Below are 14,491 nucleotides of genomic sequence, written 5' to 3' on the forward strand. Positions count from 1 at the left end.
TTCCATCTGGTTAGTATGGTATCACGGATGGACGGATATCTCAACCCCCCGGCTGGGAGATCTTGCCTTATTGAATGTTGACAGCGGTAACATCGACAGCGTATAATAGATCCATCTGCGAGAGCGGGGAGGGGAAACGGCTTTGAAGGAAGGCTATCACCATGGGGACTTGAAGCGGGAACTGGTGGAACGTGGGATCCAGATCATATCCGAGGGAGGACTGGAGGCGTTCTCACTTCGGGCCCTTGCAACGCGGTGCGGTGTGAGCCATAACGCAGTCTACCGCCATTTTGCCAGCAAGGAGGCGCTGATCGACTGCTGTCGGACCCATGTGACGGAGGAGCTGACAGCCGCTCTGGACAGGACGGCAGACGAGGCGGCGGACACCTCCGGCGGGGAGCTGGCCTATCGTCTGGGCGTGACCTATGTGGCGTTCTATGAGGCCCATCCGACTTATTACAGTCCCCGGTTCCGCAATACTGCCTGCCGTCTGGTCATCGGGCTGGAGGAGCAGGCGGAGGAGTACCCGCCCTTTGCCTTTTTCCGCCGGGCGTTCGCGGAGCAGGCGGAGCGGGGCATCCTGTCGGACGAAGAGGCGCTCCGCCGGCTGGCCCGGTATTGGGCGGTCCTGCACGGGACCATCGCCGTGCTGGTATCGCCCAGAGCAGAACTGCGCTGTCCCTGGCGGGAGTACCTGCGGGACATGGTATAGAGGAGGTCCAAGCATGAAGGAACAGATCATCTTGACGGGAGACCGGCCCACCGGGCGGCTCCATGTGGGACATTATGTGGGCTCTCTGGCCCGGCGGGTGGAGCTCCAGGATTCCGGGGACTACGACAAGGTCTACATCATGATCGCCGACGCCCAGGCCCTGACCGACAATGCTGAGCATCCGGAGAAGGTCCGGCAGAACATCATGCAGGTGGCGCTGGACTATCTGGCCTGCGGGCTGGACCCGGAGAAGTCCACCATCTTCGTCCAGTCGGCGGTGCCCGAGCTGACGGAGCTGACCTTCTACTACATGGATCTGGTGACTGTGGCCCGGGCCGAGCGCAACCCCACCGTGAAGGCGGAGATCAAACAGCGGGGCTTTGGGGCCAGCATCCCCATGGGGTTCTTCTGCTATCCCATCAGTCAGGCGGCCGACATCACGGCCTTTCGGGCCACCACCGTCCCGGCGGGGGAGGACCAGATGCCCATGCTGGAGCAGTGCCGGGAGATCGTCCATAAATTCAATTCCATCTATGGCGAGACGCTGACGGAGCCTCATATCCTGCTGCCCGCCAATGAGGCCTGCCGCCGTCTGCCTGGCATCGATGGGAAGGCCAAGATGAGCAAGTCTCTGGGCAACTGCATCTATCTGTCCGAGGAGCCGGAGGACATCAAGACCAAGGTGATGAGTATGTTCACCGATCCACAGCACCTGCGGGTGGAGGACCCGGGCAGGGTAGAGGGGAACCCGGTGTTCCTCTATCTGGAGGCCTTCTGCAAGCCGGAACATTTCACGGAGTTCCTGCCGGACTACCACGGGCTGGAGGAGCTGGAGGACCATTACCGCCGGGGCGGCCTGGGGGACGTGAAAGTGAAGCGTTTCCTGGAGCGGGTGCTCCAGGCGGAGCTGGCCCCGATCCGAGCCCGCCGAAAGGCATGGGAACAGCGTCCCGGCGATGTGTACGAGATCTTGAAGCAGGGGAGCATCCAGGCACGGGAGACCGCCGCCGCTACCCTCCGGGATGTCCGCGCCGCCATGCAGATCGACTACTTCGAACGGGGGAGTTTTTGAGCATCTCCCCGGTCAGAGGATGAAAATACCCGGCAGGTCCGATCGGACCTGCCGGGTATTTCTTTGTTCTGATGTTCTGCCGGGAGGCTCAGACCGCCGCCACCGCGCGGGCCGGGCCGCCGGAGAAGCCCTTCAGCTTGATGGGGAAGGCCATCAGGTAGCAGGACCCCAGCTTGGCCAGCTCGTCGGGGATGCTGATCTCCTCCAGGATCCAAATGCCGCCGGAGAGGAGGGCCTCGTGGCAGGGACGTCCGGTGCCTTCGTACCAGCCACCCATGCTCAGAGTGTCGATGCCGACGCCCTTGATGCCCTTGGCCTTGAGCCACTCGGCGCCCTCGCCGGTGAGATAGGGCCAGTCGTTCATGTATTCCTTGTCGAAGGAGCGCTTCTCGTTCCAGCCGGTGTCGAAGAGGACGATGGACCCCTCGTGGATCTTATCGGCATAGGGCTCCAGGTGGGACACATCGATGCCCTGTTTGGCCTGGATGATGCCCCGCAGGTCCACGATCACCGCATCGCCCTGGAAGAGGGAGACGTCCAGCTGATCGATGGTCTTGCCGTCGGGGAAGAAGTGGAAGGGGGCATCCAGATGGGTGCCGGTGTGGCTGTTGAGCCGGATCTGCTCCGCGTTGAAGCGGTCCTGTTCGTAGGTGGCCTCATAACGGACCACAGTGGGCTCGTAGGTGGGCCAGCCGGGGCAGTGATCGTACACCGGCTGAGAAAGATCGTAGAACTTCTTGAACTGTGTCATCCGATATCGCCTCGTTTTGAGATGCTGTGTCTGTTAGGACTCGCCGCCGTCGTCCAGAGCGACCTCGACCAGAGTGTCATAGACCTCGTCGATGTTGTCCTTGGTGACCAGCATGGTATCCATAGTGATCTCCTTCTCCACTTCCTTGCCGGCCAGATGGTCCACGATGGCCTGAGCGGCGTTGCGGCCCATCAGGACGGGCTGCTGAGCGGAGGTGCCGGCGATGCTGCCGTTGCGGATGCCTTCGACGATCTCAGGGGAGCAGTCGAACGCGGCGACCAGCACGTCGGTGCGGCCGGCGGACTCCAGAGCGGAGGCGGCGCCCATGGCGGGATCCTCAGAGTGGCAGAAGATGGCACCCAGATCGGGGTGAGCGGTGATCAGGTCCTGCGCGTAGGTCTCGCCCTCGGAACGGTTGACCTTCTCCATCTGCTTGAAGTCCACATCCACCAGGTTATTGGTGGCGATGCCTTCGTCGAAGCCGTCCTTGCGGAGGACGCCGTTGATGCGGGCCTGGTTCAGAGTGATCTGAGCCACCTCGGTGCCGGGCTCCAGCTGAGAGGCGATGTACTCGCCGATGGCCTTGCCGCCGGACTCATTGTCGGTGCTGATGAAGGAGAGGTACTCGCCGGAGTCGGTGCCGATGTCGCAGATGACCACGGGCACATCGGACTCCTGAGCCAGAGACAGGACGGAGGCGCAGGAGGCGGAGTCGGTGGGGGAGATGACGATGGCGTCCACCTGCTTGGTGATGGCGTCCTGAGCATTGGACATCTGGGTGTTGGCGTCATCCTTGGAGTCGTAGGTCACGCACTCGATGCCGTTCTTGGAGAGCTCATCCTCCACACCGTGGCGGACGTATCTCCAGAAGGGGACATCCAGGGACGGGGTCAGGTAGGCCACCTTGGCAGCGGCGGCATCGCCGCCGTTTCCGCTGTCGCTGGCGGCAGGAGCCGCCGTTCCGCCATTGCCGCCGCCGCAGCCGGCCAGCATACCGCCGATCATGGAAGCGCAGAGCAGGACACCGAGAGTCTTCTTTTTCATGTTCATTTCCTCCTTGTATATATGTGGGTTTACTTGGACTTCTTCACTTTGAGCTTGGAGAGCTTCTCCGCCAGGACGGCGATCACGATGACCGCGCCGATCGCGGTGCCCTGCCAGTAGGGGTTCACGCCCAGGATGTTCAGAGCGTTGCGCAGGAAGCCGACCAGGAACACGCCGATGATGGTGCCCCACAGGGTGCCCTTGCCGCCGCTCATGCTGGTGCCGCCGATGACGGCCGCCGCGATGGCGTCCATCTCAGCGCCGTCGCCATAGGTGGCGTCGCAGGCCATCAGGCGGCTGGTCATGATCCAGGCGGCCAGACCGCACATGAGGCCGGAGATCACATAGGCCATCATCACGTTGAACTTCACGTTGATGCCGGTCAGGCGGGCGGACTCCGCGTTGGAGCCGATCGCATACAGATAACGGCCGAACTTGGTCTTGCCCATGACCCAGATGAAGATGGCGAACATCACGAAGATGAAGAGGATGTACACGGGGAAGGAGCCGCCGATCTTGCCCTTGCCCAGGAAACTGTAGATCTCGGGGAACTTGGAAGCGGTGCTGGCGTTGGAGATCACGTAGTCCAAGCTCCGGCAGATCTTCATGGTGCCCAGAGTCACGATGAAGGCGGGGAGCTGGAGGTAGCCGATCAGGATACCGTTGACCAGGCCGACCAGCACGCTGATCACGATCATGGTCAGGACGCCCAGGATGATGTTCTGGGTGTTCATCAGGACCATACAGCCCACCATGCCGGACAGGCCCAGCGTACAGCCCACCGACAGGTCGATGCCAGAGGTGATGATGACCAGCGTCATGCCGATAGCCATCAGAGCCGTGGAGGAGACCTGGCTCATGACGTTCATGATGTTTTTGGTAGTGAGGAAATAGGGGGAGGCGAAGCTCAGGACCACGAAGAACACCACGAAGATCGCCAGCATGGAAAGCTCTGTTTTATATTCTTTGGCGATCCGCTTTCCGACACCGCCCGTTTGCATCGTACGCTCCTTGTTCATCGAGCCTCATCTCCTATGGTAGAATAATATCCGATCTTTTCTTCTGTGACCTCGTCCGACGACATGACCGCCGTGACCCGGCCCTCCTTCATCACATAGATGGTGTCGCACACGCCCATGACCTCGGGGATCTCAGAGGATACCACGATGATCGCCATGCCTTTGGAGGCCAGCGTCCGCAGGATCGCGTAGATGTCGGATTTCGCGCCGATGTCCACGCCGCGGGTGGGCTCGTCGATGATGAGGACCTTGGGATCCAGCAGGATCCACTTGGCCAGGAGCACCTTCTGCTGGTTGCCTCCGCTGAGGCTCTTCACCAGCAGGTCGATGTTGGCGGTCTTGATCTCCATCCGGCGGACCATGTCATAGCAGTCGGCCTCTTCCTGCTTATTGTTGAGGACGGCCCTGCCCCGGTCGGCCAGCTTGGCGAGGCCGATGTTCTTGAGCACGCTCAGCTCCTGGATCAGTCCCTCGGTCTTGCGGTCCTCAGGGACCAGGCCCAGACCGGCGGAGATGGAACTGCGGATGCTGTGTCCGGTGACCTCTTTTCCGTCCACGAGGACGGTGCCGCCGTTGCGGGGGTCCGCCTGGAAGATGGCCCGCATCAGCTCGCTCCGGCCGGCACCCACCAGACCGGAGAACCCGGCGATCTCGCCCCGGTGGACCTGGAAGGAGATATCCTTCACATAGTCGTTCTGGTCGGTGATGTTCCTCGCCTCGAAAACGATGGGCTCGTTCTTCCAATCCAGCTTGGGGATGTCGGTGCCGGCGCCGTAGAGGTCGCTGACCTCGCGGCCCACCATGGCCCGGATCAGGTCATCCTGTGCCAAGGTGGCGGTCTCCACGCCCTTCAGGATCAGTCGACCGTCCCGCAGGACCGTGATCCGGTCCGAGATCTCATAGATCTCATTGATCTTATGGGACACGATGATGAAGCCGACGCCCTCGGCCTTCAGCTTCCGGACGATTTGGAACAGGGTCTCGATCTCCTTCACGGAGAGAGAGGCGGTGGGCTCATCCAGGATGATGACATTGGCCTTGGTGGATACGGCCTTCAAGATCTCGATGACCTGCATCTGTGCCACCGAAAGGGTGGACATCTTGTCTCTTGGGTCGATCGAGTGCTCCATGCCGAAGAGCTTCAATAGGTCATAGGTGTCGGCCACCATGGCTTTCTTGTCCTGGAGGAACCCGCCTTTATAATATTTGGGATCTGCCAGGAAGATGTTCTCCGCGATGGACAGGTCGGGCACCGAGCTGAACTCCTGGGTCACGATGGAGACACCGTGGTCCACGGCCTCCCGGACGCTGGCGAAGTCCTCGACCTTGCCATTGACCTTCATCTGGCCGCCGTCGGCCTGGTGGATACCGGCAATGATCTTGGAGAGGGTGGATTTTCCTGCGCCATTTTCTCCCATCAGCGCGTGGACTTCCCCGCTCCGCAACTCAAAGTCGATACCCTCGATGGCCACCACGCCGGAGAACACTTTCTTGATGTTGGTCATTTCGATCAGGATCTCATTCAAAGTTCTCACTTCCCTTGGGTTTGCCGTTGGGCTATCTCTACGATCCGAATGATATCACAGTCGGCTTTTCTGTGCAAATATGTAAAAGAAATGCGTATCCATAGATTTCATCTATGGATACGCGGACTGATCCGATCGGTTCGATCTCAGGAGGACCGGAGCATCTGGAGATACCGCTTGGCCAGAGGCTGGAGGACCCGGTCGGCCTTCTTGATCCATCCCAGCTGGAGAGGCTTCACGCCGGTGAGGGGCCGGAAGACCACGCCGCAGCTCTCCATAAGAGAGCCGAGATAGGGCATGGCCACGGCGCAGGCGTCGGTGGAGACCAGCAGGTCCACCAGAGTGAGGCCGTCGCTGACCGCTACCCGGCGCTCGGCCTGGAGCATGGTCACGCCTTCCTCCGAGACATAGACGGAACCCTCTACGCCGTAGTCATAGGAGACCAGAGGATAGGGGGCCAGCTCCGACAGACAGACCGTGTCCTGAACGGCCAGCGGGTGATCCCGCCGCAGGAGGAGACAGGGCTCCGCGCGGCCGATGCTGTAGAACTCCACTTTCTCGCTCCGCAGATCCCGGAGGATGCCTGGTTCTTTCTCATCGGGAAAGTGGAGGAAGCCGATCTCGCTCCGCCCGGCGGCCACGTCGGCGATCACGTCGGTGGCCTTGCCCTCCAGGAGCTTCACGATATAAGAGGCCTCCTCCAGCTGGGACAGGAGCCGCATGGCGGCCTCGCCGGCGGGGGAGAAGTGCTGGACGCTCACGGAAAAGGTCTTGCGGTCGGGCCGTTTCTCGATGTACTTGTGCTGGACTGCTGCCATCTGCTCGTAGATGGTGCGGATGTCACTGAGGAGCTCTTCGCCCTGCTCCGTCACGGAAACGCCGGAGCGTCCCCGGTCGAAGATCCGGAAGCCGACCTCCTTTTCCACAGATTGGATCGCATGGGTGAGACTGGGCTGAGCGACATAGAGCTGTTTCGCCGCCTCACTGATCGAGGCGCATTGCGCCACGGTCAGCAGATATCCGATCTCCTTCAAGGTCATGGGCGTCCCTCCTCCGGGCGGCGGTAGCGCATCACCGGGCGGGGGCCGCCGCCCATCTCCACGCCGCTGACGATGTGTTTGGCCTCCAGCATCTCATTCAGATAGCGGCGGACCGCTACCTTGGAGAGCCCGCCGGCCTTGGCCAGCTCCTCCGCTGTGAGGCCTGTGTCCGGAGCCGCGTCCATGAAGTCCAGGATGGCCTGATACGCGGCCGGGTCCAGACCGCGCTCCTCCAGCCGGGCCAGCCGGGAGGCTTCCGAGTGTTGAGCAGGGTCCGAGAACATGGCGTCGATGCCGCTCTGGTCCAGCCCGCCCATGGCGTTGATGATCTGGTGCCGCTGGACGAAGCGCTCCAGAGCCTCGGAGAACCGGGCAGCCGTGAAGGGCTTGAGCAGATAGTCCACGATGCCGAAGGGGAGCGCATCCCGGATGTTTCCGGCGTCGTTGTCGCCGGTGACGACGATCACCTCAGTGCGCAGGTCCTCCTTGCGGAGCCGGTACAGGAACTCCTTGCCGTTCATCTGAGGCATGAACAGGTCCAGGACGATCAGGTCCACCGGATCCAGCCAGATGTAGTTCAGAGCTTCCTGCCCGTTGGAGAAGATGGCCGTGACCTGGAAGTCCGCCTCCTTCTCCACGGAGCGCTTGGTGCTCCGGGCGATGTCCGGGTCGTCCTCTACGATGATCACTCGGTACATAGGTCCTCCTCCCGGCCCTGGAGCCGCTGGAACGATACGGTGATGGAGGTGCCCTCGCCAGGCTCCGTGTCCACGTCGATCGTGCCGTGATATCTCTCCACCAGCTCCTTCACCAGAAAAAGACCGGTGCCATGCTCACGGCCCTTCGTGGACACGCCCTTTTCGAACAGGTGGGCCTGGATGTCCGCAGACATCCCGCGGCCGGTGTCCGTGACGGTGAGGATGGAGTAGTCCGCGTCGATGAACAGGCCAAGGCTGATCTCCTTGACCTTCACGTCGCTCTCCCGGAGTTCGTCGATGGCGTTCTGGAGCAGATTGCCCAGCACGGTCACATAACAGTCGAAGGAGATGCCCTCTGTCAGCTCCCGGCAGGAGCTGTCTGCCTGGAGATCCAGCTTGATGCCGCACCGGTTGGCCTCGGCTATCTTGCCGATGATGATGGCGGCGATCCCGTTGGACTCGATCTCCTTGGTGACCTTCCCGATATTGACGGAGGCGCCGCCCATGTCGTGGATGATGAAGTTCCTGGCTTCAGCCGGGTCCTGCTGTTCCAGATAGCCCAGGATCACATGGAGCTTGTTGTTGAATTCATGGCTGAAGGAACGGAGGGTGTCTACCATCTGGTTGGTCTCCGAGAGCTGCTGACCCAGACGGCGGACCTCTGTGACGTTCCGGGTGATGGAGGCAGCGCCGATCAGCTTGCCGTCCTCGTAGACGGGGATCGTGGTGGCCACATAGTCCTCACCACGGATCCGGGTGCTCCGGTTGTACTGGGCGGTGCCGGTCTCCAGCACCTTGAGCAGGACGGTCTCCGGAAAGATATCCTTGAGGGCGCCGTCATACTGGCTGAGCTGTTCGGAACAGCCGACCATCTTCAAAAAGGCCTTGTTCATCATGATGACCTCGCCTTTGAGGTTGATGGCCACGATGGCTTCCTCCAGAGCATCCAGGACCTCGTTGCGCTCATCCATCAGGCGGCGGTACTCCGCCACCCGGCGGCCACGGAGGATCTTCTGGGTCCGGCGGCGGATGGAGAGGGTGATGAAGATGCCCAACAGCAGAGTACCGAAGGAGATCACGATGAACAGCACCAGCAGGTACTGCATATCGGTGGAGGCGGAGCGGTGGAACACGGACAGGATCACATAGCCGATGAGCCGGCCGTGGCTCCGCACAGGGGCATAGACCATCTCTAGATCATAGCCGCTCCGGGCCACGGTGACCAGATAGGGGGCCGCCTCGGTGTGGACCCGGTCCTCACCTCCAAAGGAGAGCGTTCGCCCCACGAAGGCCTTGTTGGGATAGTAGCGGCAGACGCCGTCCTTATCGCAGATAGCTACGAAATCCAGGTCAGAGATGGACCGGATGTAGATGTCCAGATAGTTGCGGAGATAGGCGTCATATTCTGGGTCCTCGTCGTGTTCCAACGCCTCCAGCACGGGCCCGGCTTTGGCGATCGTGGTGGCCTCCCGGAGGAGGGACTCCTCCTGTTGACGGCTGCCGCGTCTGACCGTCACGGAGATCGTCAGGACCAGACAGAGCAGTACGGTGATGACGATCCCGAAGATCTGGAACAGATAAAGCTGATCTTCCACATCCAGTTTCTTTTTCTGATACATGGAGCGTTCCTCCCTTGATCCGAGCCCTTCTGACAGGCATGGCGTAAGGATGATTATAGAGCAGATCGGAAGAGGACGCAAGGTAGACGATCCTCTCTTTTTGTAGTATGATAAAGAAAAAGATAGGGGAGGGACACAGATGGACACCCAAAAAGCGGCTGGGGGCATGGAGTCTGGAAAGCCCAGACAAAAAATAGGACCATGGGTCCTGCTGACTGCCATCCTGCTGGCGGTGATGGTCTATCCGTTGGTGAGAAGATGGTACGGGGAGTTCCGCCTCAAACAGGTCAAGAGCCTTTTGGCAGAATGCAGATATGACGAAGCGGAACGAAAGCTCGATACCGTCCCCGCGAAGAGTTGGAACACGGAATGGGAGGAACTGGAAAGGGAGATATGGCGTGGAGAGGACATCTCCGCTCGTTTGGACAAGGCCGATGAAGCCGCGCAGAGCGGTGATTGGATGACCGTGTATAAAGAGTTGTACTGGCTGGACTATGATAAATGTTACAGGATGGGCAATGGAGCCCTCTACCGAAGAGCCAAGGAGATCGAGCGCCGGTTCCCGGCCGGGGTGTACCAGCAGTGTGACGCCGCACTGCATCCGGAGCCGGACCCTACCCCAGAGCCGACGTCCAGCCCCACCCCTGTGCCGGACCAGGGACAGGGATATACACCGAGCCTGCCCCATGTCGCGCCTGCCGTAGACCATTCCGATAAGAACACGACCAGCTCCGGCGGCGGAGACCCGCTCCATGAGTGGTATGGCTCCCCGGAGGACCTCTATGAGGCGGAGTCCGATAACTATGAGGATCTGGACGAGGCCTATGATGACTGGGAGCAGGACTGGTGATAGGGATATGAGTATGAAAAAAGCTGTACCTGATATCAGGTACAGCTTTTTTTGGAGCTGGAAACGTGACTTGAACACGCGACCTGCTGATTACGAAGTGTATCCGGGTACTCCGTCTGCTGCTTTTTAATGCTCTTTGAGGCTTTCTACCCGGTATATTGCGGGAGGTACGCCCTATCCGCTCCACTGTTTCCGTCCACTCGTTTCGTTGTGTGGGTCACGGTGTGGGTCACAATTCTCCACCATCATACAAAAAATTTTAATTATAGCATTCAGCGGCGCAGAATACAGCCAGAAAGCAATTTGCAAACCAGTCATATTTTGCGCCACCGTAGTCAATAAAAAGGTTCTTTGCGTTGAGTAGCTTTGATGAATACTTTAGGAATTCGGAAACACAACAGAAATCGCGCCGGCACCGTCATAATATTTCCGGCTTGACATCTGCTCCGTAGTAATCAGAAAGCTGACCTCGGAGCCGGCAGTGCCCTGACGGTCTTGCCGCTGACGGTTTTGGGCGTGGAGAGCATATTGGCATCGGGGGGTAACGGTAGATAATATGGCTGCTGTACGACAGCTTTTTTTCTTTTGCCGTCGTCCGGCAGTTACCTTTTCATATCTCGATTCAAATCAAGTCTATTCATACTTTTTTCCAACAACATATATTGGAAGAAATACGCTGCATAATATGATTGCCAAGAAAACATACTTCCCGATATTTTCCCATACGGCTACCGCCATACTGCTTATCAGAAGATTGAGAATTGGAAGCAGGATCATATTCAGGCACAAGGACAACCGAAGCGCTTGCACAATATGCGGCCAGTTGCGGTTATTGAAGTTTACCCCCGGAACATTTATACGAAATGGGCCATCATAGAAAATGTTCACATTATTTTCGTCATAAAGCCTTGAAAGTTTTGCCCGCACAAAGCAGCAAAAATACGCACCGAATACTACACACATAAGTACAAATGTTACCAAGGCGTCCATACAGGGTTTTGCTGTTGTATAGTTCAGAAATGTGCTGATGCCGCATATCAAAAGTGAGATTCCATAAATGACGATCCACTTGCTTTTAACATGATATGCTCTTTCAGGCGCTTCGTCCGCATAAGTGATTGCCGTCTTAACAATATCCTCAACTTTATCAGGTTTTAGTACATCATTGTTCGGCAATCTCTCACACACTAAAAGTTCCGAAACGGAAACATCCAACAGATTTGCCAGCGGGATCAATAGAACGGTATCAGGCAAGCTAACTCCCGTTTCCCATTTGCTTACAGCCTTATCGGATATACAGAGTTGTTCTGACAACTCTTTTTGAGTGATTCCTTTTTCTTTGCGAAGTGCGGCGACAAATGCGCCAAATTTCTTCTTATCAATATTGAACATTGATTTTAACCTCCTGTGATTGCTAAGATCATTATCGCTCTAACGTTGCCATTTCGCAACCGAATGGCAAGCGAGTTTCTATTTTGAGGTCGAATGCAGATAGAGTTCCCACAATTCCGCCAATTCTGTTTGAAAAACAGTTTATTAAACCATCCAGCAGGATGGGCAATGGAGCCCTCTACCGAAGAGCCAAGGAGATCGAGCGCCGGTTCCCGGCCTGGGTGTACCAGCAGTGTGATGCCGCACTGTATCCGGAGCCGGACCCCACCCCAGAGCCGACGTTCAGCCCCACCCCTGTGCCGGACCAGGGGCAGGGATATACACCGAGCCTGCCCCATGTCGCGCCTGCTGTAGACCATTCCGATAAGGACACGACCAGTTCTGGCGGCGGAGACCCGCTCCATGAGTGGTATGGCTCCCCGGAGGACCTCTATGAGGCGGAGTCCGATAACTATGAGGATCTGGACGAGGCCTATGATGACTGGGAGCAGGACTAGTGATAGGGATATGAGTATGAAAAAAGCTGTACCTGATATCAGGTACAGCTTTTTTGGAGCTGGAAACGTGACTTGAACACGCGACCTGCTGATTACGAATCAGCTGCTCTACCAACTGAGCTATTCCAGCGTCCCGTGGAGAAGTGCTCCACGAATACTAAGGATATCATAGATCAGTGGCCGCGTCAACCATTTCTGCGGAAATTTTCCGGATCAGAGCCTCAACTGCCCGACAGCTTCTCGGAGCTGGGCGGCGGAGGCCTCCAGAGCGGCTCGCTCCTGAGGGGACAGGGGGACCTCCAGGACTGTCTCCACGCCAGCATGGCCTAAGATGACCGGAAGACTCAGGGCGAGCCCCTCCAGACCATACTCGCCCCGGAGGACCACTGAGACCGGCAGGACGGCCCGCTCATCCCGGACGATGCAGGCGGCGATCCGGCTCACCGCCATGGCGATGCCATAGTAGGTGGCGCCCTTCCGGGCGATGATCTCATAGGCACTGTTCCGGACTTGCTCATAGAGGCCGTGGAGGGTCTGCCTTCGGCCATCCAGTCCACGGAGCGCGCAGAAATCGTCCAGACCCACCCCGGAGACGTTGGCTCCGCTCCATACGGCCAGTTCACTATCCCCATGTTCGCCGATGATGAAGGCGTGGACGTTTCGGCTGTCCACCTGGAGCCGCTGGCTCAGGAGCTGTTTCAGACGCCCGGTGTCCAGCACGGTGCCGGAGCCGATGACCCGCTCTGCCGGGAGGCCGGAAAGCTGCCAGGCGGCATAGGTCAGGATATCCACCGGATTGGAGACCACCATCAGGATCCCGTCGAACCCATGATCCCGGAGTTTGGGCACGATGCCCCGGAGGATCTGGATATTCCGGCCGATCAGATCCAGACGGCTCTCTCCCGGGCGCTGTCCGGCTCCGGCGGTGAGGACGATCAGGGAACAGTTGGCGGTGTCTCTATAGTCTCCGGCATAGATATCCATCGGGGCGGCATAGGGCAGTCCGTGGCTCAGATCCATGGCCTCGCCCTCTGCCTTGGCACGGTCCACATCCAGCAGGACCAGCTCGGAGAAGAGCCCCTGCTGCATGAGGGCAAAAGCGATGGAAGCGCCTACGAAGCCGCAGCCGATGATGGCCGCTTTACGGGGATCCGGCATAGCTGCCACACTCCTTTTCGACATCAGGATAGAGACAGGATGCCCGGAGCGGGAGCGGATCAGTCGAGAGGGACTGCAAAAAGGAACGAGCGGGACGAACTCAGATCATTTGGCCCGTTCCGCTCATTTTTCTTCTTTATATTACCACATTTTGGGCCAAAATTCAAGACTTGTCCTTTGTTATGGGATGTTGTAAAAGAAAAGGGAGGTGATGACGATGCAAACAGATATGACTGCGCTGGTAAGCTGTTTCGCCCGGTATTTCCATACCGCACACAGCGTTTGCCCCATCTATGCGGACCCTCTGGCGGAGAGGCTCCTGATGGAGGAGGAGCGCACACAGATCGGGAGCCATATGGCACAGGGGATCTCCTTTTTCGCGCCGGATTATCTGGGGGACGACCCGCTGAGATGGGTGGTGGACCACCGGATCGGACCAACGGTCCTGATCCGGTCGGCTTTTTTGGAGCGCCATCTCCAGCGGGAGCAGACCGCCGGTGCATGGCAATATCTGGTCTTGGCGGCCGGGTACGACGCTTCTGCCTATGGACGGGTCTCTTCCATGCAGACGTTCGAGCTGGACCGCCCTGAAATGCTCCGGGACAAGCGCCGACGGATAATGCGGGCCGGGATCGCGGCCGATCCCGTAGCCTATGTGGAGGCGGATCTGCTGGGGGAGTGGGCTGGACCCCTGCTGGCCGCTGGCTTCGATCGGACGGCCCGTACCGTGTGCAGTCTGCTGGGCTTCAGCTATTATGTGAGCCGGGACCAGCTCCTGGGACTGTTCCGGAGGCTCTCCGATCTGCTCCTGGCGGGGAGCGTCGTCCTGCTGGATTGGCCCTGTGAGGAAGAGGGGGAGACGGAACGGCAGAACCGGACCTTGGCGGCCGGGGCTCAGGCGGGCATGAAGGACCGCTGGAGCTTGGAACAGCTCTCAGAGGCGGCGGAGGACGCTGGCTTCTTCGTGGAGGAGACGCTGGACCATGAGGAGGCGGACCGGCAGTTCTGTTCCGCCCACAACGCCGCCGCAGGGCCGGAGGACCAGATCTATGCCTCGCTGGGGGTCTGCTATTCTCTCTTGAGAAAAATATAAAGTGATATAACTTTACAGAG

At 59.0% G+C, this 14,491-nt stretch carries 14 protein-coding genes and 1 tRNA gene; 5 read left to right on the plus strand and 10 right to left on the minus strand.

The window, feature by feature from the left end; all coding sequences use genetic code 11:
• Window positions 1-142: 142 nt before the first annotated feature.
• Complete coding sequence (locus tag KQI12_RS03595; RefSeq protein ID WP_216570646.1) at window positions 143-712, plus strand: TetR/AcrR family transcriptional regulator; 570 nt, start codon at window positions 143-145, stop codon at window positions 710-712.
• Window positions 713-725: 13 nt separating this feature from the next.
• Window positions 726-1,784, plus strand: coding sequence for a tryptophan--tRNA ligase (gene trpS, locus KQI12_RS03600; protein ID WP_216570647.1), 1,059 nt, complete (start codon window positions 726-728; stop codon window positions 1,782-1,784).
• An 88-nt stretch (window positions 1,785-1,872) separates the two neighbouring features.
• On the opposite strand, the gene KQI12_RS03605 is transcribed toward trpS, so the two are convergent.
• The 7 genes from KQI12_RS03605 to KQI12_RS03635 all read right to left on the minus strand — a co-directional run bounded on the left by KQI12_RS03605 (window position 1,873) and on the right by KQI12_RS03635 (window position 9,481).
• A complete protein-coding gene (locus tag KQI12_RS03605; protein ID WP_216570648.1) occupies window positions 1,873-2,535 on the minus strand; it encodes a cyclase family protein in 663 nt (220 codons plus the stop codon).
• A 33-nt stretch (window positions 2,536-2,568) separates the two neighbouring features.
• Entirely contained in the window at window positions 2,569-3,579 is a 1,011-nt protein-coding gene (locus tag KQI12_RS03610) for a substrate-binding domain-containing protein (RefSeq protein ID WP_216570650.1), read from the minus strand.
• Between the two features lie 29 nt (window positions 3,580-3,608).
• On the minus strand, window positions 3,609-4,598 hold the full coding sequence (locus KQI12_RS03615) for an ABC transporter permease (RefSeq protein WP_216570651.1): 990 nt from the start codon (window positions 4,596-4,598) through the stop codon (window positions 3,609-3,611).
• Entirely contained in the window at window positions 4,595-6,124 is a 1,530-nt protein-coding gene (locus tag KQI12_RS03620) for a sugar ABC transporter ATP-binding protein (RefSeq protein ID WP_216570652.1), read from the minus strand. Before KQI12_RS03620 ends, KQI12_RS03615 begins: the two co-directional genes overlap by 4 nt.
• A 146-nt stretch (window positions 6,125-6,270) precedes the next feature.
• Window positions 6,271-7,164: a LysR family transcriptional regulator gene (locus KQI12_RS03625; protein WP_216570653.1), complete on the minus strand. Its 894-nt coding sequence runs from the start codon at window positions 7,162-7,164 to the stop codon at window positions 6,271-6,273.
• Complete coding sequence (locus tag KQI12_RS03630; RefSeq protein WP_216570654.1) at window positions 7,161-7,862, minus strand: response regulator; 702 nt, start codon at window positions 7,860-7,862, stop codon at window positions 7,161-7,163. The genes KQI12_RS03625 and KQI12_RS03630 overlap by 4 nt, the downstream gene beginning before the upstream one ends.
• Window positions 7,850-9,481, minus strand: coding sequence for an ATP-binding protein (locus KQI12_RS03635; protein ID WP_216570655.1), 1,632 nt, complete (start codon window positions 9,479-9,481; stop codon window positions 7,850-7,852). The genes KQI12_RS03630 and KQI12_RS03635 overlap by 13 nt, the downstream gene beginning before the upstream one ends.
• A gap of 139 nt (window positions 9,482-9,620) precedes the next feature.
• Here KQI12_RS03635 and KQI12_RS03640 point away from each other — a divergent pair, with 139 nt between their 5' ends.
• On the plus strand, window positions 9,621-10,331 hold the full coding sequence (locus KQI12_RS03640; protein WP_216570657.1) for a hypothetical protein: 711 nt from the start codon (window positions 9,621-9,623) through the stop codon (window positions 10,329-10,331).
• Between the two features lie 633 nt (window positions 10,332-10,964).
• Here the strand turns inward: KQI12_RS03640 and KQI12_RS03645 are convergent.
• Entirely contained in the window at window positions 10,965-11,723 is a 759-nt protein-coding gene (locus KQI12_RS03645) for a helix-turn-helix domain-containing protein (RefSeq protein ID WP_216570659.1), read from the minus strand.
• Between the two features lie 161 nt (window positions 11,724-11,884).
• Here KQI12_RS03645 and KQI12_RS03650 point away from each other — a divergent pair, with 161 nt between their 5' ends.
• Complete coding sequence (locus tag KQI12_RS03650) at window positions 11,885-12,220, plus strand: hypothetical protein (protein WP_216570661.1); 336 nt, start codon at window positions 11,885-11,887, stop codon at window positions 12,218-12,220.
• A gap of 54 nt (window positions 12,221-12,274) precedes the next feature.
• Here KQI12_RS03650 and KQI12_RS03655 read toward each other — a convergent pair.
• A tRNA-Thr gene (locus KQI12_RS03655) sits at window positions 12,275-12,350 on the minus strand.
• An 83-nt stretch (window positions 12,351-12,433) separates the two neighbouring features.
• Entirely contained in the window at window positions 12,434-13,378 is a 945-nt protein-coding gene (locus tag KQI12_RS03660) for an L-lactate dehydrogenase (protein WP_216570664.1), read from the minus strand.
• 229 nt (window positions 13,379-13,607) lie between these two features.
• On the opposite strand from KQI12_RS03660, the gene KQI12_RS03665 reads away from it, so the two are divergent.
• Complete coding sequence (locus tag KQI12_RS03665; protein WP_216570666.1) at window positions 13,608-14,471, plus strand: class I SAM-dependent methyltransferase; 864 nt, start codon at window positions 13,608-13,610, stop codon at window positions 14,469-14,471.
• Window positions 14,472-14,491 lie beyond the last annotated feature (20 nt).

It is taken from the genome of Pseudoflavonifractor sp. MSJ-37 (assembly GCF_018917965.1).
Lineage (GTDB): Bacteria > Bacillota > Clostridia > Oscillospirales > Oscillospiraceae > Pseudoflavonifractor_A.

Excerpts from the sequence above, each read along its gene's own strand:
- KQI12_RS03650 (WP_216570661.1), top strand. The coding sequence starts at position 11,885 with ATGGGCAATGGAGCCCTCTACCGAAGAGCCAAGGAGATCGAGCGCCGG.
- KQI12_RS03610 (WP_216570650.1), bottom strand. The coding sequence starts at position 3,579 with ATGAAAAAGAAGACTCTCGGTGTCCTGCTCTGCGCTTCCATGATCGGC.
- KQI12_RS03645 (WP_216570659.1), bottom strand. The coding sequence starts at position 11,723 with ATGTTCAATATTGATAAGAAGAAATTTGGCGCATTTGTCGCCGCACTT.
- KQI12_RS03605 (WP_216570648.1), bottom strand. The coding sequence starts at position 2,535 with ATGACACAGTTCAAGAAGTTCTACGATCTTTCTCAGCCGGTGTACGAT.
- KQI12_RS03640 (WP_216570657.1), top strand. The coding sequence starts at position 9,621 with ATGGACACCCAAAAAGCGGCTGGGGGCATGGAGTCTGGAAAGCCCAGA.
- KQI12_RS03615 (WP_216570651.1), bottom strand. The coding sequence starts at position 4,598 with ATGAACAAGGAGCGTACGATGCAAACGGGCGGTGTCGGAAAGCGGATC.
- trpS (WP_216570647.1), top strand. The coding sequence starts at position 726 with ATGAAGGAACAGATCATCTTGACGGGAGACCGGCCCACCGGGCGGCTC.
- KQI12_RS03660 (WP_216570664.1), bottom strand. The coding sequence starts at position 13,378 with ATGCCGGATCCCCGTAAAGCGGCCATCATCGGCTGCGGCTTCGTAGGC.
- KQI12_RS03625 (WP_216570653.1), bottom strand. The coding sequence starts at position 7,164 with ATGACCTTGAAGGAGATCGGATATCTGCTGACCGTGGCGCAATGCGCC.
- KQI12_RS03630 (WP_216570654.1), bottom strand. The coding sequence starts at position 7,862 with ATGTACCGAGTGATCATCGTAGAGGACGACCCGGACATCGCCCGGAGC.
- KQI12_RS03665 (WP_216570666.1), top strand. The coding sequence starts at position 13,608 with ATGACTGCGCTGGTAAGCTGTTTCGCCCGGTATTTCCATACCGCACAC.
- KQI12_RS03635 (WP_216570655.1), bottom strand. The coding sequence starts at position 9,481 with ATGTATCAGAAAAAGAAACTGGATGTGGAAGATCAGCTTTATCTGTTC.